This window comes from Chryseobacterium sp. X308 (assembly GCF_020733145.1).
GTDB classification, from domain to species: Bacteria; Bacteroidota; Bacteroidia; order Flavobacteriales; family Weeksellaceae; genus Chryseobacterium; species Chryseobacterium cupriresistens.
In genome coordinates this window covers 202,288-222,689 of the sequence record NZ_JAJFZH010000006.1, presented here as the reverse complement: position 1 = coordinate 222,689, position 20,402 = coordinate 202,288, and the positions used below count along the sequence as shown (strand labels likewise).

Here is a 20,402-nt window from a genome sequence, read left to right as displayed (position 1 = left end):
TTTTGAATGTAAAAGTAATGAATCTCGTTAGAAAGGAGTTCTGCCTATTTGAATTTTATAATGGAATTAATATGTTGAATTGTTATATATTCAATAGAAACGGGCTTTAGCCCGTTCAAAATAAATAAACAAAAATCCACCGGCTTTAGCCGAAACATAGAAAATTTATTTATCACAGATAGGTATAAAAAAGAAGCACTCTAATTAAAGAATGCTTCCCTTGATTTATTTAATAAACCCTCTGTTTCTCAATAAAGGTTTGATATCCGGATCGTGTCCTGTGAAATCTCTGAATGCCTGATTCAGATCTACAGAATTTCCTACGGAAAGAATATATTTTCTGAAACGGTCACCGTTTTCTCTGGTTAAACCACCGTTCTTACTGATCCATTCCCAAGCATCGTTATCCAATGTTTCAGACCACAAATACGCATAGTATCCTGCAGAATATCCACCTCCCCAGATGTGTGCAAAATAAGGCGTGTGATATCTTGGCGGAACCGTTGCCAAATTAAATCCATGGCTGGCTAGAGACTGCTTTTCAAAGTCTAAAACAGGAATGAACTGATTTTCATTGCTTACCGTATGCCAATCCATATCAAGTTCAGCAGCCGAAACCAATTCTGTAGTCATATAACCCTGATTGAATGTAGCTGCCTTTTTGATTTTATCTACCAAAGCCTGCGGAATAGGCTGCTTTGTTTCATAATGTACAGCATAATTCTTCAGAACAACCGGATCTAAAGCCCAGTGCTCATTAATCTGGGATGGGAATTCCACGAAGTCTCTCGGTACATTCGTTCCTGAAAGTGAAGGATATTTCTGACTGGCAAACATTCCGTGAATAGAGTGACCAAATTCATGGAAGATGGTTGACACATCATCATAACTGATTAATGAAGGTTTCCCCGGAGCCGGTTTCTGATAATTGTAGCAGTTAACGATTACAGGTTTTGTTCCCAGCAAATAAGACTGCTCAACAAAATTACTCATCCATGCACCACCGTTTTTAGAATCCCTTGTATAGAAATCCAGATAGTAAATGGCAATAGATTTTCCATCATGATCGAAAACTTCATACGTTACTACGTCCGGATGATAAACAGGAAGATCTGTTCTCTTTTTGAAAGTCAGCCCGTAGAATTTTTCAGCAGCGAAGAAAACTCCTTTTTCAAGAACGGTTGTAATCTCAAAATAAGGTTTAATTTCACTTTCATCAAGATCAAATTTGGCTTTTCTTACCTGTTCAGCATAGAAATTCCAGTCCCAGGGTTCTACTTTGAAACCTCCTTTTTGCTGATCAATAAGATCCTGGATATCTTTTGCTTCACGTCTTGCCGTTTCTACTGCCGGAGTAGCAATCTGGTTCATCAGTTTAGTAGCTGCTTCAGGTGTTTTTGCCATCTGATCCTGAAGTTTCCATTCAGCGAAGTTTTTCTTTCCTAAGATCTGTGCTTTCTTCAATCTTAGTTTGGCAAGCTGCTCTATCGTTGATCTTGTATCATTAGCATCTCCTTTCTCAGCTCTTGTCCATGAAGCTTTAAATAGCTTTTCTCTGGTCGCTCTGTTTTTTAAATTTTGTAAAAGAGGTTGCTGTGTTGTATTTTGTAGAGCCAGAAGATATTTTCCCGGTTGTCCTGCTGTTTTGGCATCAGCTGCTGCCGCTGCAATTTCATCAGCAGAAAGTCCGTCCAGTTCTTTGGCGTCTGAGAAGAAAACTCCACCCTGCTTTCTTGCTTCCAGTAATTTGTTGGCATATTGTGTAGAAAGAGAAGCCAGTTCCTGATTGAGCTGCTTTAATTTTTCTTTATCCGCTGCAGAAAGGTTAGCTCCCGCGATTTCAAAATTCTGCTTATAATATTGTAAAAGTCTTTTGCTTTCAGAATCCAGACCATCTTCTTTGATGGATTGTATTCTTTTGAAAAGATTTTCATTCAGGTACAGTTTATCGGAATGTGCAGCAAAAATAGGGGCATATTCTTCATCCAAAGCCTGTAAAGTAGGGTTGGTATTAGCACTGGTAAGATTTGAAAACACAATTTGTGCTCTTCTCAGTACTTCACCACTTTTTTCCAATGCAACGATGGTATTTTCAAAAGTAGGGGCAGCCGGATTGTTGGCAATTTTTATAATTTCAGCTTCATGTTGCTTTAAACCATAGTTAAAAGCAGGTTTGAAGTGTTCGTTTTTGATTTTGTCAAACTCCGGAGCTTCGTATTGAAGCTTGCTCTTCTTCATAAAAGGATTGGAAGCTAAAGAGGGATCAGGTGCAGGAAGCTCCTGTTGAATATCGGTCTGTTTCATTGTAGTACAAGATTGATTGAACGCCAAGGCAGAAATTAATAATACCGATGAAATATTCTTCATAAATATAGTTGTTATTAAAGCATAAAGATATTAAAAACTTGTATCATAGAACATATTTCGGCGGATGTATTTCTTTAAGCCCTTTGTGGTATTTGCAGTATTTTCAAATGTAATGTAATATTTTTTATAAATTAGTTGTTATTTAAATAAAGAAATCAATAAAAAAATTAACAAAAGGAATAAGCATGAAAACAAGTACTTTATTTATTTTTTCAGCCTTAGTGGCTTTAGCCTCATGTAATGATAAACATGAGAACAGAAACAGAGACAGGGAAGGAGACAAAAGTAATTGGGTAGAGAAAGTAGTGAGCAAAGAAAGCGGCCCGATACAGCATAAGGAATTTAATGGTGATTTTGATGAAATTCAGGTTTCACAGGCCATTGAAGCAGAAATTATAAAATCTGAAACTGAGAAAGTTGAAATCTCAGCCCCTCAAAGTATCATTGATGAAATTCTGGTGGAAAATGACGGCGGGAAACTGCATATTCATTATAAGCCGGGGATCAGAGTGATGAATATCAGCAAAGTGACAGCGAAGATTTATGCCAAAGACTTTAAGAAACTCCTTGCCGATTCAGCAGCAAGAATTATTGTAAAAGATAAATTTACCCAGGAGAAAACAGATATTGAAGCATCAAGTGCAGGAAGTATTTCCGGAGACCTTGAAGCTAATGATATGGATATCAATGTAAGCAGCAGCAGCAGTTTCGATGGTAAAATATGGGCGGTAAACCTTGATATCGAATCCTCATCAGGATCAACTCTTGATCTCTCCGGTAAAGCAAAAAAAGTAGACGTGAGTGCTTCTTCAGGGAGCAGCGTTTCTGCTAAAAATGTTATTGCTGATGACGTTGAAGCAGATGCTTCCAGTGGAGCAAGTATTCATATAAGTGCTGTTTCCAGTGTAAATGCCGGGGCATCATCTGGTGGAAGTGTGGATATCTCGAAAAAAGGAGAGCTTAAGAGTGTGATAAAAGACGAAAGCAGCGGTGGAAGCGTAAACATCCAGTAAATTAATCCTGAGACTCTTCCTCATCTTCTTCATCTGCGGATGAGGATCCTTCCCAGTTTTTATTATCGAAATTAAGATTATCATAAGCCAATAAATCCTCCTCACGCTGGAGGATTTCTTTTGTGGTAAACAGAGTGATATCTTCATTATTCTCCTTCATTTTTGCCAGCTTCCGGATTGACGCTTTATCAATGGCCATAAACCTTTGGCCAAGACGTCTTGCAGCATATTTTCTCATTCCCGTTTCATGAAGTACATCCACAGCCATATCCACAGCCGTTCCTAATGTTTCACGATAAATGTGATTGACTCCGCTGTTCAGATAATCATAAGCATCAATCCTGTTTTTAGCTCTTACAAAAATTTTGACGTTAGGATAATGTTCACGGACAAGTTCTGCTATGAACTTATTATCGTCCGGATCATCAAGGCATAAAACCAGAATCTCAGCATCTTCAATTCCTGCCGCTCTTAAAATAGGAATCCTCGTTGCATCACCATAATACACTTTAAAACCATAGCTTCTAAGCAGTTTCACACGGTCAGAATCACGATCCAGAACGGTAGCGGGTATTTTATTGGCTTTTAAAAGACGTCCCACGGTACTTCCAAAATGCCCGAAACCTACGATAATGATTTTCTTTTGAGCAACATCGCTGTCGAGAATATTATAATCATGTTCTTCCTCGGGAATTTCTTTAATGAATTTCGGAGTGATAAATTTATCATTGATGATGAGAAGAATAGGAGTGATACACATGGTAATTGCCGTAACAGCCATCATCTGTGCATTCATCTCCGGTCCTAAAAGATAAAGATCCGATGCATAATTAAGCAGTACAAATGCAAATTCTCCAACCTGAGAAAGGGCAAATGCATAAAAAAGACTTTGGGGAGTATCTATCCTGAAGAATTTTCCAATGGTGTATAAAACAACGAATTTTACAGCCAGCACGGCAAAAACAGTACTGAAGATAAATAAGGGATCTTGCTGGATAATATTAAAATTAATGGTAGACCCTACACTCACAAAGAAAACAGCTAAAAGCAAGCCTTTGAACGGATCAATCTGTGCTTCCAGCTCATGACGGAATTCACTGTTGGCAAGCATTACCCCTGCAAGGAAAGCTCCTAATGCCGGAGAAAGACCAATCACAACCATCAGCTCCGAAACTCCAATAACCAGAAATAACGAAGAAGCAGTCAATAGTTCTGACATTCCCGATTTTGAAACATAGCGCAGAAAAGGAACAAATACATATCTGCCGAGTAAAATCAATAATGCTACCCCGAAAATAACCGTTCCGGCCTGAAGCCATTCGGGTAGTTTTTGAATCAGAATCTGAATTTCATTGTCATGATGTTTGGCTTTATAATTAGCCAGAATAGGTAATATCGCCAAAATAGGAATTACTGAAATATCCTGAAACAGAAGCGTGGAAAATGAAGCCTCTCCCGCGGTGGTTTTGAGATTATTTTTTTCCTGTAAAGTCTGCAGAACAATAGCTGTAGAAGACAGCGCAAAGCACATAGCAATGGCAATCGCTTTGTCTACTCTCCAGCCTACGCTTGTGAATACCAGGAAAAGCAGAAGAATGGTAAGGGCCATCTGAGAAAGTCCAAGACCCATTATTTTCTTTCGCATTTCCCAGAACTTCCGGGGCTCCAGTTCCAGACCTACCAAAAATAAAAGCATGATCACTCCAAACTCGCTGGCATGCATAATATCGTTGACATTGTTTCCTGTAAGTTTAAGAACATAAGGGCCTATGATAATTCCTCCTAAAATATAACCGATAACAGAACTCAACCCTAATTTCCTTGCCAATGGAACCATGATAATGGCTACACCCAGGAAAATTAATGTGTTCATCGCTAAGCTGGATTCCATATGCTATTGATTGAGTAGTTCTGTAAATTCTTTTTTATGTAAAATAATTTCTTTTTTAGAGAGCTTGTTGGCTTCGTATACAATTTTGATATGTTTGATATCTGCTTTGAAAACTTTTAATGAAACAATAAGTCCGCTGATGAGTTCATCTATGGTATATTGATAAGTTCCGGTTTTGCTGAAAGATCTTTCTTTTCCACCGGTGGTTACCAGAATATAGACTTCTTTTCCTTCGAGTGGATTATGTTCACCCTCTTTCAGCCAGTCTCTGTCGAAAACTTCATCAATCCATAATCTGAGAAGAGGAGGCATTCCGAACCATATCAGGGGAAACTGGAAGATAAAACGTTCATAGTTTTTAAGGCGTTTTCTTTCCCGGAAAGCTGCGATATGAAAGTCAGGATATTCTTCGTAAAGATCTCTCAGGGTATAATGCTGGTGGCGAACGTAGAAATTGATGAGCTCTACATTCGAATTGGAGTGCTCCAGATAAGGGTGTGCAAATACTACCAGCGTCTTCTTCATAATCCTGTTTTCAGTAAATATAGTGAAAAAATATTGAATAAAAGGTGGTTTTTATGAGGTTTTATTAACTTTTTAACAGCTAAATATCAATTTAACATTAATAAAAGTTAAAAAAAGAGGTTTATTTTGTTTTCTTTAATATTTGATATCGCTAATTTTGGAATTATTTAAAACGCAAACTTCGCAAAGATTTTCTAAGATAATAGAGAATATTTTTCGTTCGCAAAGGCGTTTCACTTAGCAAAGATATTGTACTGCTGTGATTTTATCCATTGATTAATATGCATAAAGTTTGTCATTCCATAGGAATCTAAACTATTATATTTAAGCCGAGATTCTACGGAATGACAAACCTTGTGGAAATTTATTCCAGATATTTTATTTAGATTAGAATAATGAAGATATAAATTCAAATAAAATTCTAATGACAAACACAATTAGAAATAAGAATATAAATGCTCCTAAGGCTTCATTTGGATGATTGTTTTTATTGTTTTTCATTTAAACAAATATTTACCAACCTCCGGATGCGCCTCCGCCACCAAAGCTTCCGCCACCACCGAAGCCTCCGAATCCACCTCCGCCGCCGGAACTTCCACCGCCAAAGCCACCTCCTCCGAAGCTGCCCGGGAACGGGAAGAATCCGCCGGGATAATTTCTGCGTCCTCTTCTGGTAATAATCACATCATCATCGTCGTCATTATTTCCACCACGTCCGCCACCTCTGTTACCAAACAGGATAGCAATGATGATGAAAATAATAAAAGCAATGATAAGAACTTTAAAGGCACTTCCATTACCGGAAGGAGCTGTTGTGGCTACAGGTTTGAATTTTCCCTCAACAGCCTCCATAATCGCTGAGGTTCCACCATTGATCCCTTCATACCAAAGTCCTTTTTTGAAATTTGGGGTGACGATGTAATCTAAGATCTGTCCAGCTACAGAAGCGGTAAGGTATTGCTCTACGGCACGCCCCTGTTGGATAGACATCGTTCTGTCTTCTGTTGCGATAAGGAAAACCACTCCGTTGTCTACCCCTTTTTTTCCGATTTTCCATTTTTCACCAAACATGGTGGCGAGAAAATTTACATCTTCTCCTTTGGTAGAGCGGATGATCACCACTTCAATTTCCGTTGAGGTAGAATCTGCAAACTTGATCAGTTTATGATTAAGTGCATCTTTTTCCTGCTGGGAAAGCAATCCGGCTTCATCAAAAACAGGATACAGCACCGCAGGTTTTTCAGGAATGGTGTATTGTGCTGATACAAAAGTGTAAAAGCAGAGCAGTAAAAATGAAAATACTATTTTAAGAGAACGTAATTTCATTTGGAAGTTGGTTTGGGTTTTCTCCTTCCACAGGAAAATGTTTTTTGAGTTCAAGTCCTGTTTCCAGGATAGCACTTTTCAGAGCCTGATAATAATTTCCTTTGGCAAATTCAGCAGTGATATAATCGTGAAGATGATCCCAGTAAGACTGTTTTACTTTTTCATGAATCCCGGTATCTCCAATGATGGTAAGATATTTTTGTTCGAAGTTGACATGAAAAAGCACCGCATTTCTGTCGGCTGTCTTATCCATAGCCAGTTTTTTAAAAACTTCAAATGCAGTCTTGGCATCACGGTTTTCCGTATTGGAATCAATATGCACTCTGATCTCTCCCGTAGAATGATCTTCCGCAGACTGAATCGCTTCCACAAGGGAAGCGATCTGTTGATTTGTAAGGAAATTACCCATTATTATTTGAATACTTCAGGGGCTTTCTGAGCGCCTGCGTCAGCTTTGAAATAAGGTTTTTCTTTGAAGTTGGTGAAATTCGCCAGAATATTATTCGGGAAAGTCTTGATGGAAGTATTATAATCCTTTGCAGCATCATTATAGTAAACCGTTTCAGTTCTGATACTGTTTTCAATAGCAGTGTATTCTCTCTGGAAGTTGATATACTGCTGGTCTGCTTTCAGGTTAGGATAAGATTCCACCACGGCCATCAATCTGCTTAATGCACCCGATAATTCTCCTTGTGCTGCCTGGAATTTAGCCAGATCAGCTTCGGTCATATTCGTAGGATCAATATTGATAGAAGTCGCTTTGGAACGGGCTTCCACAACTTGAGTTAAAGTTTCCTGCTCAAATTTTGAATACGATTTTACGGTTCTTTCCAGGTTAGGAATAAGGTTGGCTCTTTTCTGATAGACAGTCTCTACATTAGACCATTTTGCATTTACTGTCTGTTCTTTGTTGACAAAACTGTTATATCCGCTTTTTCCCCAGAAGAATAGAATTGCAACAATAATAAGAAGGGCAATACCAATGGTTCCTGCGCCCAGACATCCTTTATTTTTCATAGTTTATTTTTTTAAATTTTTTGTGCTAACCAAATATACAAATTATGTGCTAATTTTGTAAAAAATTATTTGAATGACAACAATAGTGGTGGCAATGGGAGAGAAAAATGAAATTGGTTTTGAAAACCAGTTGCTTTGGCATCTTCCCAAAGATTTGAAACATTTTAAAGAGATTACTTCAGGGCATCCGGTTATTATGGGAAGAAAAACATACGAAAGTATTGGGAAAGCCCTTCCAAACCGTACCAACATTGTTGTGTCAAGAAAGAAAGACTGGTTTGAAGAAGGAATTCTTATTGTAGGAAGCATCAAAGAAGCATTGAAATTTGCTAAGAAGATTGATGAAGAAGTTTTTGTTATTGGTGGCGGAAATATCTACGAACAGACCATGAATGTTGTAGACAGACTAGAAGTGACTTTGGTGAAAGCAGATCTTCAGGCTGATACATTCTTTCCGAAAATAGATCCGAAAATCTGGAAAATGACCAACGAAATCTGCCATGAGAAAGATGAAAAGAACGGTTATGATTTCTGTTTCCAGACGTTTGAAAAAATTAAGAGCGAATAGTTATAGGAATTCTAACCTCTAACTTCTAGCTTCTAATCTCTAATTTATTTATCTTTGCACTTCTAAAATTTAATAATGAATAAATACATAAAAATTGCAGTAGCAGCACTTCTTATCCTGTTAGGACTTTATATGATGATTTTCACAAGAAATCTGGGATGGGGTATTGTTGTTTTTCTTTTGGCTGCATTTCCCATCTTGCTATTCTTTAAAAATGAATATATCCTTTTGGCATTCTGGCAATTAAGAAAGCAGAATATGGAGAAAGCCGGAGAATGGTTATCTAAAATTACAGATTATAAAACTCAGCTTCATAAGACTCAATACGGATATTTCCACTATTTATCAGGATTGACACAAGCTCAGGATCACCCTGCGAAAGTAGAGCCTTTCATGAAAAAAGCATTGGAATATGGTTTGAATATGAAACACGACAGAGCAATGGCTACTTTAAATCTTGCTGCTGCAGCTATTTCTAAAGGAAGAAAGCAGGAAGGGCAGAAGTTACTTGAGGAAGCAAAAAGACTGGACAGCGCGGGAATGATGACGGATCAGATTAAAATGATGAAAGAGCAGCTGAAAATGCCAACCATGCAGAAGCATATGCATAACCCGAATATGAGAAACAGAGGAAAATTCTTCTAGTCTCCTAACATATACTATAAAAGTCCTGAGTTTTTCAGGACTTTTTGTTTTTATCCTTCTTGTTGTCCGATTTATTTAAAAATAATTAACAGGTCGCTCCTCCGGAGCTATGACTTTAAAATAATTACGTTCTATTAACAGCTAGCTCCCACTGGAGCTGGATTTGATTCTGTCGATCTACTGTTAGCAGAAAAAAATGAAGCCTCCGTAAAATAAAGCTCCGGTGGGGTGGTCTGTTAATTCATACCATCAATATTGATATTGTCAATATATTTAAACTTTTATTGGACAGTAATGATCTTTAAATTACATTTCTGAATTATTATGATCATAGCCGTAAAATTTAGGTATCTGCCAGTGGTATTTTACAGCAAATGTTCGAATGGCAACGATCAGTAAAATAGTGAAGATCTGTATGAAAGTATAAGAAAGTGTAGTGTATCTGGTCATCAGTAAAAATGCTGCTCCTCCCACGATACATGCCGTAGCATAAATTTCCTTTCTGAAAATCAATGGAATCCTGTTGAGCAATATATCCCGTATAATCCCTCCAAAACAGCCGGTGATGGTTCCTAATGCAATACAGATCATGGGATGAATTCCTGCATTCAGTCCTTTCTGAACTCCGATGATCGTAAATAATCCAAGTCCGAAGCTGTCGAAAATAAATAAGGTTACTTTAAAGTTTTTCTCAAGAGATTTGAAGACCATTGAAAAAATACTCGTCACCAGAATCAGGGTACACATCAGAATATCATGCATCCAGAATACAGGGATATCCAGTAACAGGTCTCTTACAGTTCCTCCTCCTACGGAGGTTACAAATGCAATAATAAGCACCCCGAACGGATCAAGCCGTTTCTGCATTGCTGCAAAACTTCCGGACATGGAAAAGGCAATGGTCCCCAGGACTTCTATTGCAAAATTGAACTGTTCGTGCATATATAATTATAAATGATTGTTGATAAATGATAATTGATGAATGATTTCTGCTTAAGCAAATTCTTGGCCATTATATCAATTATCATTTATCGCTCATCAATTATATTTTTTTATCGCTCCACTCTCACGGATTCAGGAACCAATAGTTCGTATTCCCCTCCATGGTTAAGGATCTCTCTTACTATACTGCTGCTGATGAAAGATTTTCCTGAAGAAGTTAGTAAGAATACGGTTTCCAGTTTTTTGTGGGCTAAAGTTCTGTTGGTATGGGCAATTGCTTTTTCAAACTCGAAATCAGCCGGGTTTCTCAGGCCTCTGATGATGTATTGTGCGTTTTTTTCAAAACAGTAATCAACGGTAAGTCCTTCAAAATAATCTACTTCCACATTGGGGAATTCTGCTACAGAGTTCTGGATAAATTCCATTCTTTTTTCAAGAGGGAACATATATTTTTTCTGAGAATTTTGCCCTATAGCAATGATTAATTTATCAAATAGCGGTGCCGCTCTTTCTATAATGTCGTAATGTCCTAGTGTAATCGGGTCAAAAGACCCAGGGAAAACAGCAATTTTCATGTTGTACGAGTTATGATTTTGAGTAGTGAATTATTTGTTAAAAGTGTATTCAATCTCTACTTCTAACCTCTAATTTCTAACTTCTATTTATTTATTAAGTGCTTTTTCAACTTCATTTCCACAAAGATCCATGATGGAAATTCCATAATGCCTTGCCTGTTGAGGAAGAATACTTGCAGGAGAGAATCCTGGGTTGGTATTCATTTCAAGCATATAAGGAATTCCGTTCATCAGAATGTATTCACTTCTCGAAAAACCACTCATTCCTAATGAATTATAAGCTTTTTTAGCAATTTCTTCCACTCTTTTTGTGGTTTCCTCATCAATTCTTGCCGGTGTAATTTCTTCAGAAGCACCTTCATATTTTGCCTCGTAATCGAAGAATTCATTGGTAGGAACAATTTCTGTGATTCCCAGAACAATGGTTTCTCCTTTAAAATCAATAACGCCTACGGAAACTTCCATTCCATCCAGGAAACTTTCGATCAGGATTTCGTCATCTTCCTTGAATGCAATTTCAGTGGCAGCAATAAGTTCTGATTTTTCTTTTACTTTTGAAATTCCCAGAGAAGAACCTGACTGGTTAGGTTTTACGAATAGTGGGAGATTCAATTCTGCTACAATTTTATCCACATTGATGTCTTCCCCTTTTCTTAAATAAATACTTTTAGCAGAAGGAATTCCGTATTTTGATAATACGGCAAGAGTGTCTTTTTTATTGAAAGTAAGAGCACTCTGATAAAAATCGCAGCCTGTATATTTTTGCCCAATGGCATCCCAGTATGCCTGAAGAATTCCGTTTTCTCCCGGGGTTCCGTGGATGATATTGAAACAAACATCAAATTTTAAGTTTTCACCATTATCTAAAGTCACAGAAAAATCTCCTTTGTTGATGGCATATTTTGTGTCATTTTCCCCTAAAAAATACCATTCATCTTTAAGGACTACTACCTTATATACATCATAGAGATTTCTGTCCAGAGAATCATAAATCAATTGTCCGCTTTTTAAGGAAACAACATATTCATCGGAATAGCCTCCCATTACTACGGCAACACTTTTTTTATTCATAACCATATAGTATCAATTAAGGCAAATTTAATCATTTTATGCAATGCAATATGGGAAATCGGCAAATTTTAAAATCAAAAATGAATTGTGTTAAATAAAAAGTCCATTCTAAAATTATTAGCTATATTTGCGGTTATAATTAAAGTATTTTTAAGTATGCTTAAATCACTTTTCAATTGGAAAGTTTTACTGAATTTAGTAGTAGCCATCGGTGTTTTCGTGGGGCTTGTATGGCTTACATTTCGCTGGTTGGAGTACCATACTAATCACGGTCAGGAAATTCCTGTTCCCAATATTGTAAATAAATCGGTGCATGATGCCGTTAAAATATTAGATGATACAGGGCTGGAATATGAAGTAGACAGTGCCAATTATGATCCTAAATACAGACCATTCCAGGTATTGCAGGTATATCCTGCGCCAGGTTCCCGTGTAAAAGACGGAAGAACGGTAACGCTAAAAGTAAATCCGAGAACATGGGCTCCTATTGCGGTGCCGAATGTGATCAATAAATATTCAGGACTGGCATTCCAGAGATTGGATCAGGTAGGCCTTAAAATCGGAGATACGATTTATGAGCCTAGTATTCAGAAAGATGCTCTTTTAAGAATATTATATAAAGGAAATGCGGTAAATCCGGGTACCCGTTTACCAAGATTCTCTACGATTGATGTGGTAGTAGGATCCGGGCCGATGAGAAATATCTCGATTCCTAATGTTGTAGGACTTACAGTAAAAGAAGCAAGAGCTGTCATTACCAAAAGTATGTTTGAAGTAGGATTGGTAGAGCATGAAGATGGAGGTAAAGATGAGTCTGATATTATCTATTATCAGGATCCTGCTTCCGGTGATGTTCGTGATCAGGGAATGCAGATCGATCTTTGGGCAAGTAAGAGGACTCCTGCCGAATTAAGAGCTAAGGTAGAGCAGCTGAATTCTATCTATCGTATGAAAGTAGATACTTCACTTCCTCCGGTACGATATGAAGAAGTACATAGTGAGCCAAGTTATGAAGCTCCGGTAGTACCAGCTCCTAGAAGAGAAACTCCAAAAGCTGAAGTACCGAAAACTGAGACTCCAAAACCTCAGACTACCGCTTCTAAACCTGCAGCCCAAAGTACAGAGAAGCCTAAGACTTCTACTACTACTTCCACAGCAGGAAGTACAGCCAAGCCGGCTGCAACAACCACTCAGCAGCCTTCACAAAAGCCGAAAGCTAAGAAGGTTGTCGTAGAATAAAATCAGATTAATATCAAAAATACAGGCTTCAACTGCAAAATGTTGAGGCCTTTTGTGTAAAAAATATAAAACAATGTCAGATAACGAAGATTTTTTAGATGAAGAATTATTAGATTCCAACAGTATCGAAAACATCGATATTGATGAGGAAAATAAAGGTTTATATGAACATCTTAATATCACTGTTGACAGTAAACAGGAACCATTAAGAATTGATAAGTTCCTTTTAATATACAGACAGAATTCTTCAAGGAATAAAATTTCACAGACCTGCAGAGCCGGAAATGTTATCGTGAACGGAACTGCGGTGAAACAGAATTACCGTGTGAAACCGGGAGATCAGATTTCAGTTTTGCTTACGCACCCTCCAAGAGAAAATGTCATTATTCCACAGGATATTCCGGTGAATATTGTTTATGAAGATGATGATCTTGTAGTAGTAGATAAAGAAGCAGGAATGGTAGTGCACCCCGGATTCGGAAACTGGGACGGAACATTGGTGAATGCGCTTGCTTTCCATTTTGAAAAGAACGGAGAAAAATCCGATCTTGACAGAGTAGGGCTTGTACACAGGATTGATAAAGATACCTCAGGACTGTTGGTGATTGCCAAGAATGAATATGCATTGAGTTTCCTTGCCAAACAGTTCTTTAACAGAACTACAAAGAGACTGTACTGGGCTTTTGTGTGGGGAAATATGCAGGATGATGAGGGAACCATCAGAGGCCACATCGGAAGACATCCTAAAAACAGAATGCAGATGTCCGTTTATGAAGACGGCAGTCAGGGGAAACACGCTGTGACCCATTATAAAGTCCTTGAGAGATTCAAATATATGACCTGGGTAGAATGTAAGCTGGAAACGGGTAGAACCCATCAGATCAGAGCGCATTTCAGACATATTGGCCATACTTTGTTTAATGATGAAAGATATGAAGGACATACACCTTTGAGAGGGGTAAATCTTCCCAAATACAAGCAATTTATTAAAAATGTTTTTGAAATTTTGCCAAGACATGCCCTTCATGCCCATACCCTTGGATTTATACACCCAACGACAAAGAAGGAATTATATTTTGAGAGCCCAATGCCCAAAGATATGGCGGATGCTGTAAAAAAATGGAGAAATTATTTGGAAAACTAAAAATATATTGAGATTTTTTTTATATTTGTTGAATTGAAATCAAGATTTGTTATGAGAAAACTATATGCTATCGTATGTTTAGCTCTTTTGTCAAATGCATACAAAGCACAAGAATCACTACCATACTATCAGCAATATCTTTTGGATGGTGAGTTCCTGTTCAACCCAGCTCAATACGGAAAAACAGATTACGTACAGCTCAACGCCAATTATCAACAACAATTTTCAAAATTCAGTAATTCTCCGAATGTACAGTCAATCGGGATCAATGCGAATATCTTTGATAGAGTAGGTGCTGGTATTTCCGTGTTCAGAGACAGTAACGGACCGATCTCTGCAGGTGGTATCACGGCTGGTGCTTCATATTTTATTCCGCTAAGTAGTGAAGGAGACAGAAAAGACCAGTTCTCTTTCGGTACAAGTGTTAACTTCTATAACATGAATTTTGATTATTCAAAAATCAATACTGAAGAAGGAGGAGACCCATTATTGAGAGGTGAAGAAAGCAACATCTTTATGGTGTATGCCAACTTCGGTTTGGCCGCTACCTACAGAGGATTATTCGGGGGTGTTTCCGTAAATGATATCGCATTGAGTAATGATGCCTCTATCGTAAACAACTACGAGCCTTCTCCAATTAAATTCTTCTTAAATTTAGGATACAACTGGAACATTGCTGATAATATTACCATTGCACCGTCAGCATTGATCAACCTTAACACAAATTCAACAAGAATGATCGACTGGAACCTGATGGCGACATTCTCTAACGATATCAACGCATTCTCTTTCGGGGTAAGCTACAGAACGGTTCAGAACAGATTTGACAATCAGGACCTGAGTATCTCTCCAATTGTAAAAGTAAGATTCAACAAATTCATGATCGGAGCTACTTATAACCTTGGATTATCTGATATCCAGAGCTATGGTGGAAACAGCTTCATGATCGGTCTTGGATATAACTTCGACAACTTTATTAATGCTAGAGGATTTAGATACTAATTAATTTAATTTAAATAAATTTGAGCTCTGAAATTTTTCAGAGCTTTTTTTTATGATATATATTCACATCCCGTTCTGTAAACAAAAATGCAGTTACTGCAACTTTCACTTTTCAACATCCCTGAATTTCAAGGATGAAATGCTTCGTGCCATGAAAACTGAAATACTGCTGAGAAAAGATGAATTGCAGAACAAAAACCTGAAATCCCTGTATTTCGGAGGAGGGACTCCTTCTATTCTTTCTGTGGATGAAATTAATTCTTTAATAGACGAAGTATTACGGTATTTCAGTTTTGAAAAAGATATAGAAGTTACTCTGGAATCCAATCCCGATGATTTAGATAAAAATTTTTTAAAACAGCTTGCCGGAACGCCTGTAAACAGATTGTCCATTGGCACACAAAGCTTTTTTGAAGAAGATCTGAAACTGATGAACAGGGCTCACAGTGCTTCAGAAGCAGAAAGCTCTATCAAACGGGCTCAGGATTCCGGTTTTGAAAATCTGAGTATTGATCTGATCTATGGTTCGCCCACATCCAATCTTGAAATCTGGAAAGAAAACCTGAATAAGACAATTGCTTTAGAAGTTCCTCATATTTCATCTTATGCATTAACTGTTGAGCCCAAAACAGCTTTAGAAAACTGGATCTCCAAAGGGAAAGTAAAAAGTCCCCGGGAAGAAGAGCAAAACAGGGAATTCTATTATCTATCTGACTTTTTAAAAGATCATGGTTTTGAACATTATGAAGTTTCCAATTTTGCCAAACCTGGTTTTTACTCACGGCACAATTCTGCTTACTGGAAATACAATGAATATCTTGGAATAGGACCTTCAGCACATTCGTATAACGGATTCGATGTCCGAAGCTGGAATGTGGCTAATAATCAGCAGTACATTAAAAAACTGAATGATAAACTTCTTGCCAAAGAAGAAGAAATTCTTTCCCAGGAAGATCAGTTTAATGAAATGATTATGATTGGTTTACGAACTATCTGGGGAGTAGATCTTGAAAGTTTAAAAAATAAATTTTCAGAGAGATTATTGGAACATTTTCATAGAGAAATCAAAGCTAAAATGGAGGAAGGTATTTTAATCATTGAGAATGAACATTTAAAAATTCCTGAAAAACATTGGTTTATGGCAGACGGAATTGCTTCAGATTTGTTTATTGTATAATGTTTGTATGTATACAGCATGCCATAAAATTCACTATTTTTGTATAAAATTTCAACTCATTTGAAAACGAAAAAACAAGATTATTCACATCTTTCACCCAACCAGCCTATCGGAATTTTCGACAGCGGAGTAGGAGGTCTTACCGTTGCCAAAGAAATCAAAAGACTTCTTCCTAATGAAGATCTGATCTATTTTGGAGATACAAAGCACCTTCCTTACGGAGAAAAATCCAAAGATGCGATTATTGAATATTCTACAAAGATCACCAATTTCCTGCTTGAGCAGAACTGTAAAGCGATTGTAATTGCCTGTAATACGGCAACGGCTAATGCTTTGAATGAAGTGATGCAGTCCGTTGCAGGAAAAGTTCCTGTCATAGACGTTATTAATCCTGTGGCCGAAAAAGTGTCATACGAAATCCATAATAATGTAGGCGTAATTGCTACCAAAGCAACCGTAAATTCAGGACTCTACAAAAAGAGTATCCGAAAGCATAATAAATGGATCAAAGTAGACGAACTGGCAACACCATTATTGGTTCCTGCTATTGAAGAAGGGTTTAAAAACCATCCCATCACCCATGCTATTATTTATAATTATTTAAGTAATAATAAATTAAAAAATATTGAAACTCTGATTCTTGGCTGTACGCATTATCCTCTTTTAATTGATGAGATTAAACAGTATTATGGAAACAGAGTCCGTGTCATTGACTCTCCGAATATTGTAGCCAATCATCTGAAGATCATTCTTGATAAGTATAATCTTTTACATGATCATAACTCAAAGCCTAATTATCATTTCTATCTTTCGGATATTACCAAGAATTTTGAGAAAATTTCAAAGAAGTTCTTCGGAAAATCCATTGACTTAGAATTGAAAGTATTATAATTAAAAAGTCTGCCTCATATTGAAGCAGACTTTTTAATTTGTATTCTTTGTGGAATAATTAGTGAAATTTGTGTTTAAAATTACGCTTCCACAATTACTTTTTCAGCGGTCAGTCTTTTCTTAGGATTAAATTTAGGCTGGTTTGCATCTGCTTCATCTCTTTCCCCGATGGCTACAGCAAATAGAGTTTCGTATTTTTCATTGTTCAGGATCGCATCATAACCTTCAGTTTCAATTCCTTCCATCGGAGTGGAATCTATTCCCATCGCTGCACAGGCAGATAAAAGAACTCCTAATGATAAATATACCTGATGTCCAAGCCATGATTTTATAGCCTCTTCTCCTTTAGGTTTTACCATCGTTCGGTAATAATTAACAGGGCCTTCCGGAAGGTTTTCCTCTATTTGTTTTTCAAAGTTTTCTATATTTTTTATCACCTGAAATACAATGATGTGGCTGCTGTCCAACACTTTTTCTTTATTAAAATAAGATTTGTCCCCCAATTGCTTCTTCAGTTCAGGATCATTTACGAAAATAAAATTCCATGGCTGGCTGTTAATAGATGACGGGCTTAAATTTAAAATCTCCTGAAGTGCTGCAATTTGCTCTTCACTGATTTTTCCCTGTGGGTTATACTTTTTTACAGTATACCTGTTTTTCATTTGGTCTAAAAAGTTCATAATTTTATACTATCATTTTTATAGTTACAAAATTAATTTAAGTTTCCTAACTTTGCAATAACGGTAAAAAATGATAGTATAAAAATGTATACAATAGATAATAAATCGTATCCCTGCTGTACCAGCGTCACAATGAAATTTATAGGAGGGAAATGGAAAGCAGTAATTTTACATCACCTTATTGGCGGTGCTAAGCGTTATAACGAGATAAGAAAGTCTATTCCTACCATTACGGAAAGAACATTGAGTTTGCAGCTAAAACAGCTTGAAGAAGACGGAATTGTGGACAGGAAAGTTTTTACGGAAAAACCTCCTTTAGTGGTGGAATATGAATTAACAGACTTTGGAAGAACTTTATTGCCTGTTCTGGAAGCGATAACAAAATGGGGTGAAGAGTCTCCTGTCATCTCAAAAAAAATAATCAGGAATTAAAGTTCCTGATTATCTTCTTTATTCGGTTCAAAAAAACTGAAACTTACGTTTCCGTATTTTCGGGTATCTGTTAAATTCGGATGGTCAAATTTCATACGGCTTTGGTGTTCTACAATAAGGACTCCGTTTTCTTTCAGGTATTTATTGTTTAAAACTAAAGAAATCAGTTCGTGATACTTTTTTTCTTCCATTTCAAAAGGAGCATCAGAAAAAACAATCTCAAATGATTTTTTATTTCTGAATTTCTTAAGCCAGTCGAAGACATCTCCTCTCTGTACATTGATCTGAAGTGCCATATCAAGCTCAGAAGCCGTACTGTTGATAAATGCCGTATGCTTTGGGTTCATTTCCACGGAAGTTATATTCTGGCATCCTCTGGAAGCAAATTCCAGGGTAATAGAGCCAATTCCTGCAAAAAGATCAAGCACGGAAATCGACTGCATATCGTATTTGTTTTCCAGAATGCTGAATAAAGCCTCTTTCGCAAAATCGGTAGTGGGTCTTACTTCAAAGTTTTTCGGAGCGGCAATTTTCTTGGCTTTCCATTTGCCTGATATGATTCTGAACATATTGTTGTTAGGGTTTAGGTAGTAGATTATAGGAGGCAGGTGAATGTGTTTTAATGGCTGTTACCTGCAGCCTGCAACCTAATTAAGTATAAAATTTTTGTTAGGAATATTGTCAAAAACAATTTTCAGGTTTTTAACAAATTTCTGAAGTTCGGAAATGAACGTTTCATTTTCCGTAGTTTCTCCATAAGCATAAAAGCTGGTTTCATTGATTCCGAAACCGATCTTGCTTAATGTAAACATAATAAAGTAAAGAAAATCAACTTCTGAGTTGACATCCAGGTTATTATAAAGAATGATTTTCTTATTATCGATCGCAAAAAATTCACACTGGTTATGGTACAGATTAATATGAATTTCCTTACTGGTTTTATTATTGATCGAACTTAGAAACTTTTCCCCGGAGAAGTTAAAATGAACCGGTAAGGCCAGCTCTTTTATTTTCTTATAATAGTTTTTCGGGAAAGTATAATAAAACTGAATATTGAATTTTTTGTTGATCGAAAGCATCAGCTCTTCTTTTTCTCTGTCAGTCGGAGCGTTGAAAGCAATCAGATCAAATCCTGCTTCATGCTCAGAAAAACCTTCCGGCATCAGGGTAAAATGATTCAATGCTGAAATCACATGGATCTCGTCGTAGCGCTGCTTAATAAGAACTTCGTCCAGCTTTTGGTCAATAAGATTGGCTGGTGTCTCTTCAGTAACGAAATAAGACTTTTCCTCCAGAATGTTTTTGTTTTTAACAATCTGGCAGATCAATCCGTCTTTGGTAAAAAGTAAATTAAGTACGTTCATATTTCAATTCCTGCAAATTTAGTGAAATTCTACCATTACCGCACCCGATTGATGGTGAAGTATTTCCTTATTATAAAAATCAATATTGACCTGGCTTTCCAATACGTCCCGAACCATCCTCTGTAAAGTACCGTCACCAATACCGTGAACAATTTCCAGTCTCTTCAGGTTGTTTTTTCTGCAAAACTCAATCACTTCAATCAGTTTTTCCTTTTGTATAAACAATCTTTCAAAGCTGTCATAGTCATTGGGATTCTTTACCAAATTATGAAAATGCAGGTCTAAAACCAAATGATTTTTCTGATGTTTCTTGGAAATGATTTTTTTAGGTTCTGCTTTTCTTACAACTCTGATATTTTCATAGAGATCAGCATCTTTTGGAACCAGTTTTTCTTTGGGATATTGATGGGTAAATCCATATTCATCTTTAAAAACAACAATATTTCCCTTCACGGAAGTAATTACCCCGCTTAAATCCTCATCTACTACCGAAACCTTATCGCCGATCTTCATAATTTTTAAAGGTTTGTATG

22 protein-coding genes are annotated in these 20,402 nt (G+C 36.9%); 9 read left to right on the top strand and 13 right to left on the bottom strand.

The features are described from left to right. Window positions 1-225 precede the first annotated feature (225 nt). A complete protein-coding gene (locus tag LIV57_RS09495) occupies window positions 226-2,367 on the bottom strand; it encodes a M3 family metallopeptidase (RefSeq protein WP_227942400.1) in 2,142 nt (713 codons plus the stop codon). 185 nt (window positions 2,368-2,552) lie between these two features. Here LIV57_RS09495 and LIV57_RS09490 point away from each other — a divergent pair, with 185 nt between their 5' ends. Beyond that, window positions 2,553-3,380 carry a GIN domain-containing protein gene (locus LIV57_RS09490; RefSeq protein WP_227942399.1) on the top strand — a complete coding sequence of 276 codons (828 nt, stop codon included), beginning with the start codon at window positions 2,553-2,555 and terminating at the stop codon, window positions 3,378-3,380. A gap of 1 nt (window position 3,381) precedes the next feature. Here the strand turns inward: LIV57_RS09490 and LIV57_RS09485 are convergent, their stop codons facing one another. The 5 genes from LIV57_RS09485 to LIV57_RS09465 all read right to left on the bottom strand — a co-directional run bounded on the left by LIV57_RS09485 (window position 3,382) and on the right by LIV57_RS09465 (window position 8,139). Continuing rightward, window positions 3,382-5,271, bottom strand: a complete 1,890-nt coding sequence (locus LIV57_RS09485) for a monovalent cation:proton antiporter-2 (CPA2) family protein (RefSeq protein ID WP_227942398.1) — start codon at window positions 5,269-5,271, stop codon at window positions 3,382-3,384. 3 nt (window positions 5,272-5,274) lie between these two features. Further along, on the bottom strand, window positions 5,275-5,796 hold the full coding sequence (locus LIV57_RS09480) for an NAD(P)H-dependent oxidoreductase (protein ID WP_110011719.1): 522 nt from the start codon (window positions 5,794-5,796) through the stop codon (window positions 5,275-5,277). A 513-nt stretch (window positions 5,797-6,309) separates the two neighbouring features. Then, entirely contained in the window at window positions 6,310-7,122 is an 813-nt protein-coding gene (locus tag LIV57_RS09475) for a TPM domain-containing protein (RefSeq protein WP_062675618.1), read from the bottom strand. Further along, window positions 7,103-7,531, bottom strand: coding sequence for a TPM domain-containing protein (locus LIV57_RS09470; protein WP_227942397.1), 429 nt, complete (start codon window positions 7,529-7,531; stop codon window positions 7,103-7,105). Before LIV57_RS09470 ends, LIV57_RS09475 begins: the two co-directional genes overlap by 20 nt. Before the next feature lie 2 nt (window positions 7,532-7,533). After that, window positions 7,534-8,139, bottom strand: coding sequence for a LemA family protein (locus tag LIV57_RS09465; RefSeq protein WP_034693337.1), 606 nt, complete (start codon window positions 8,137-8,139; stop codon window positions 7,534-7,536). A gap of 73 nt (window positions 8,140-8,212) precedes the next feature. Here LIV57_RS09465 and LIV57_RS09460 point away from each other — a divergent pair, with 73 nt between their 5' ends. Both LIV57_RS09460 and LIV57_RS09455 read left to right on the top strand, forming a co-directional pair. Continuing rightward, window positions 8,213-8,707: a dihydrofolate reductase gene (locus LIV57_RS09460; protein ID WP_227942396.1), complete on the top strand. Its 495-nt coding sequence runs from the start codon at window positions 8,213-8,215 to the stop codon at window positions 8,705-8,707. Window positions 8,708-8,782: 75 nt separating this feature from the next. Continuing rightward, window positions 8,783-9,352, top strand: coding sequence for a hypothetical protein (locus LIV57_RS09455; protein ID WP_110011721.1), 570 nt, complete (start codon window positions 8,783-8,785; stop codon window positions 9,350-9,352). A 306-nt stretch (window positions 9,353-9,658) separates the two neighbouring features. Here the strand turns inward: LIV57_RS09455 and LIV57_RS09450 are convergent, their stop codons facing one another. The 3 genes from LIV57_RS09450 to LIV57_RS09440 form a co-directional block, all read right to left on the bottom strand. After that, on the bottom strand, window positions 9,659-10,294 hold the full coding sequence (locus tag LIV57_RS09450) for a trimeric intracellular cation channel family protein (RefSeq protein WP_227942395.1): 636 nt from the start codon (window positions 10,292-10,294) through the stop codon (window positions 9,659-9,661). Between the two features lie 110 nt (window positions 10,295-10,404). Next, window positions 10,405-10,869, bottom strand: coding sequence for a pantetheine-phosphate adenylyltransferase (gene coaD / locus LIV57_RS09445; protein ID WP_047428484.1), 465 nt, complete (start codon window positions 10,867-10,869; stop codon window positions 10,405-10,407). Window positions 10,870-10,956: 87 nt separating this feature from the next. Further along, complete coding sequence (locus tag LIV57_RS09440) at window positions 10,957-11,940, bottom strand: D-alanine--D-alanine ligase (RefSeq protein ID WP_227942394.1); 984 nt, start codon at window positions 11,938-11,940, stop codon at window positions 10,957-10,959. Window positions 11,941-12,096: 156 nt separating this feature from the next. Between LIV57_RS09440 and LIV57_RS09435 the strand changes: the two genes are divergently transcribed. The 5 genes from LIV57_RS09435 (at window position 12,097) to murI (ending at window position 17,393) form a co-directional block, all read left to right on the top strand. Beyond that, on the top strand, window positions 12,097-13,179 hold the full coding sequence (locus LIV57_RS09435; RefSeq protein ID WP_227942393.1) for a PASTA domain-containing protein: 1,083 nt from the start codon (window positions 12,097-12,099) through the stop codon (window positions 13,177-13,179). 73 nt (window positions 13,180-13,252) lie between these two features. Beyond that, the gene (locus LIV57_RS09430) at window positions 13,253-14,323 is read left to right on the top strand and encodes an RluA family pseudouridine synthase (protein ID WP_227942392.1); all 1,071 of its coding nucleotides are present in this window, start codon (window positions 13,253-13,255) and stop codon (window positions 14,321-14,323) included. 51 nt (window positions 14,324-14,374) lie between these two features. Beyond that, complete coding sequence (locus LIV57_RS09425) at window positions 14,375-15,325, top strand: PorP/SprF family type IX secretion system membrane protein (protein ID WP_110011724.1); 951 nt, start codon at window positions 14,375-14,377, stop codon at window positions 15,323-15,325. Window positions 15,326-15,377: 52 nt separating this feature from the next. Beyond that, window positions 15,378-16,502, top strand: coding sequence for a radical SAM family heme chaperone HemW (gene hemW / locus LIV57_RS09420; RefSeq protein WP_227942391.1), 1,125 nt, complete (start codon window positions 15,378-15,380; stop codon window positions 16,500-16,502). Between the two features lie 60 nt (window positions 16,503-16,562). Continuing rightward, window positions 16,563-17,393 carry a glutamate racemase gene (murI, locus tag LIV57_RS09415; protein WP_110011736.1) on the top strand — a complete coding sequence of 277 codons (831 nt, stop codon included), beginning with the start codon at window positions 16,563-16,565 and terminating at the stop codon, window positions 17,391-17,393. A gap of 80 nt (window positions 17,394-17,473) precedes the next feature. On the opposite strand, the gene LIV57_RS09410 is transcribed toward murI, so the two are convergent. After that, window positions 17,474-18,073, bottom strand: coding sequence for a nitroreductase family protein (locus LIV57_RS09410; protein ID WP_227942390.1), 600 nt, complete (start codon window positions 18,071-18,073; stop codon window positions 17,474-17,476). An 84-nt stretch (window positions 18,074-18,157) separates the two neighbouring features. Here LIV57_RS09410 and LIV57_RS09405 point away from each other — a divergent pair, with 84 nt between their 5' ends. Further along, window positions 18,158-18,505 (top strand): winged helix-turn-helix transcriptional regulator, encoded by a 348-nt coding sequence (locus LIV57_RS09405; protein WP_136521048.1) that lies wholly within the window; start codon window positions 18,158-18,160, stop codon window positions 18,503-18,505. Here LIV57_RS09405 and LIV57_RS09400 read toward each other — a convergent pair. From LIV57_RS09400 to LIV57_RS09390, 3 genes are all read right to left on the bottom strand, one after another. Beyond that, window positions 18,502-19,074, bottom strand: coding sequence for an RsmD family RNA methyltransferase (locus LIV57_RS09400; protein WP_227942389.1), 573 nt, complete (start codon window positions 19,072-19,074; stop codon window positions 18,502-18,504). The genes LIV57_RS09405 and LIV57_RS09400 overlap by 4 nt on opposite strands. Before the next feature lie 78 nt (window positions 19,075-19,152). Next, window positions 19,153-19,869: a DUF3822 family protein gene (locus LIV57_RS09395; protein ID WP_110011729.1), complete on the bottom strand. Its 717-nt coding sequence runs from the start codon at window positions 19,867-19,869 to the stop codon at window positions 19,153-19,155. 18 nt (window positions 19,870-19,887) lie between these two features. Beyond that, on the bottom strand, window positions 19,888-20,382 hold the full coding sequence (locus LIV57_RS09390) for a Smr/MutS family protein (RefSeq protein WP_114820933.1): 495 nt from the start codon (window positions 20,380-20,382) through the stop codon (window positions 19,888-19,890). Window positions 20,383-20,402 lie beyond the last annotated feature (20 nt).

Coding starts and splice junctions, on each gene's coding strand:
- LIV57_RS09495 (WP_227942400.1), bottom strand. CDS start 2,367: ATGAAGAATATTTCATCGGTATTATTAATTTCTGCCTTGGCGTTCAAT.
- LIV57_RS09490 (WP_227942399.1), top strand. CDS start 2,553: ATGAAAACAAGTACTTTATTTATTTTTTCAGCCTTAGTGGCTTTAGCC.
- LIV57_RS09485 (WP_227942398.1), bottom strand. CDS start 5,271: ATGGAATCCAGCTTAGCGATGAACACATTAATTTTCCTGGGTGTAGCC.
- LIV57_RS09480 (WP_110011719.1), bottom strand. CDS start 5,796: ATGAAGAAGACGCTGGTAGTATTTGCACACCCTTATCTGGAGCACTCC.
- LIV57_RS09475 (WP_062675618.1), bottom strand. CDS start 7,122: ATGAAATTACGTTCTCTTAAAATAGTATTTTCATTTTTACTGCTCTGC.
- LIV57_RS09470 (WP_227942397.1), bottom strand. CDS start 7,531: ATGGGTAATTTCCTTACAAATCAACAGATCGCTTCCCTTGTGGAAGCG.
- LIV57_RS09465 (WP_034693337.1), bottom strand. CDS start 8,139: ATGAAAAATAAAGGATGTCTGGGCGCAGGAACCATTGGTATTGCCCTT.
- LIV57_RS09460 (WP_227942396.1), top strand. CDS start 8,213: ATGACAACAATAGTGGTGGCAATGGGAGAGAAAAATGAAATTGGTTTT.
- LIV57_RS09455 (WP_110011721.1), top strand. CDS start 8,783: ATGAATAAATACATAAAAATTGCAGTAGCAGCACTTCTTATCCTGTTA.
- LIV57_RS09450 (WP_227942395.1), bottom strand. CDS start 10,294: ATGCACGAACAGTTCAATTTTGCAATAGAAGTCCTGGGGACCATTGCC.
- coaD (WP_047428484.1), bottom strand. CDS start 10,869: ATGAAAATTGCTGTTTTCCCTGGGTCTTTTGACCCGATTACACTAGGA.
- LIV57_RS09440 (WP_227942394.1), bottom strand. CDS start 11,940: ATGAATAAAAAAAGTGTTGCCGTAGTAATGGGAGGCTATTCCGATGAA.
- LIV57_RS09435 (WP_227942393.1), top strand. CDS start 12,097: ATGCTTAAATCACTTTTCAATTGGAAAGTTTTACTGAATTTAGTAGTA.
- LIV57_RS09430 (WP_227942392.1), top strand. CDS start 13,253: ATGTCAGATAACGAAGATTTTTTAGATGAAGAATTATTAGATTCCAAC.
- LIV57_RS09425 (WP_110011724.1), top strand. CDS start 14,375: ATGAGAAAACTATATGCTATCGTATGTTTAGCTCTTTTGTCAAATGCA.
- hemW (WP_227942391.1), top strand. CDS start 15,378: ATGATATATATTCACATCCCGTTCTGTAAACAAAAATGCAGTTACTGC.
- LIV57_RS09410 (WP_227942390.1), bottom strand. CDS start 18,073: ATGAACTTTTTAGACCAAATGAAAAACAGGTATACTGTAAAAAAGTAT.
- LIV57_RS09405 (WP_136521048.1), top strand. CDS start 18,158: ATGTATACAATAGATAATAAATCGTATCCCTGCTGTACCAGCGTCACA.
- LIV57_RS09400 (WP_227942389.1), bottom strand. CDS start 19,074: ATGTTCAGAATCATATCAGGCAAATGGAAAGCCAAGAAAATTGCCGCT.
- LIV57_RS09395 (WP_110011729.1), bottom strand. CDS start 19,869: ATGAACGTACTTAATTTACTTTTTACCAAAGACGGATTGATCTGCCAG.
- LIV57_RS09390 (WP_114820933.1), bottom strand. CDS start 20,382: ATGAAGATCGGCGATAAGGTTTCGGTAGTAGATGAGGATTTAAGCGGG.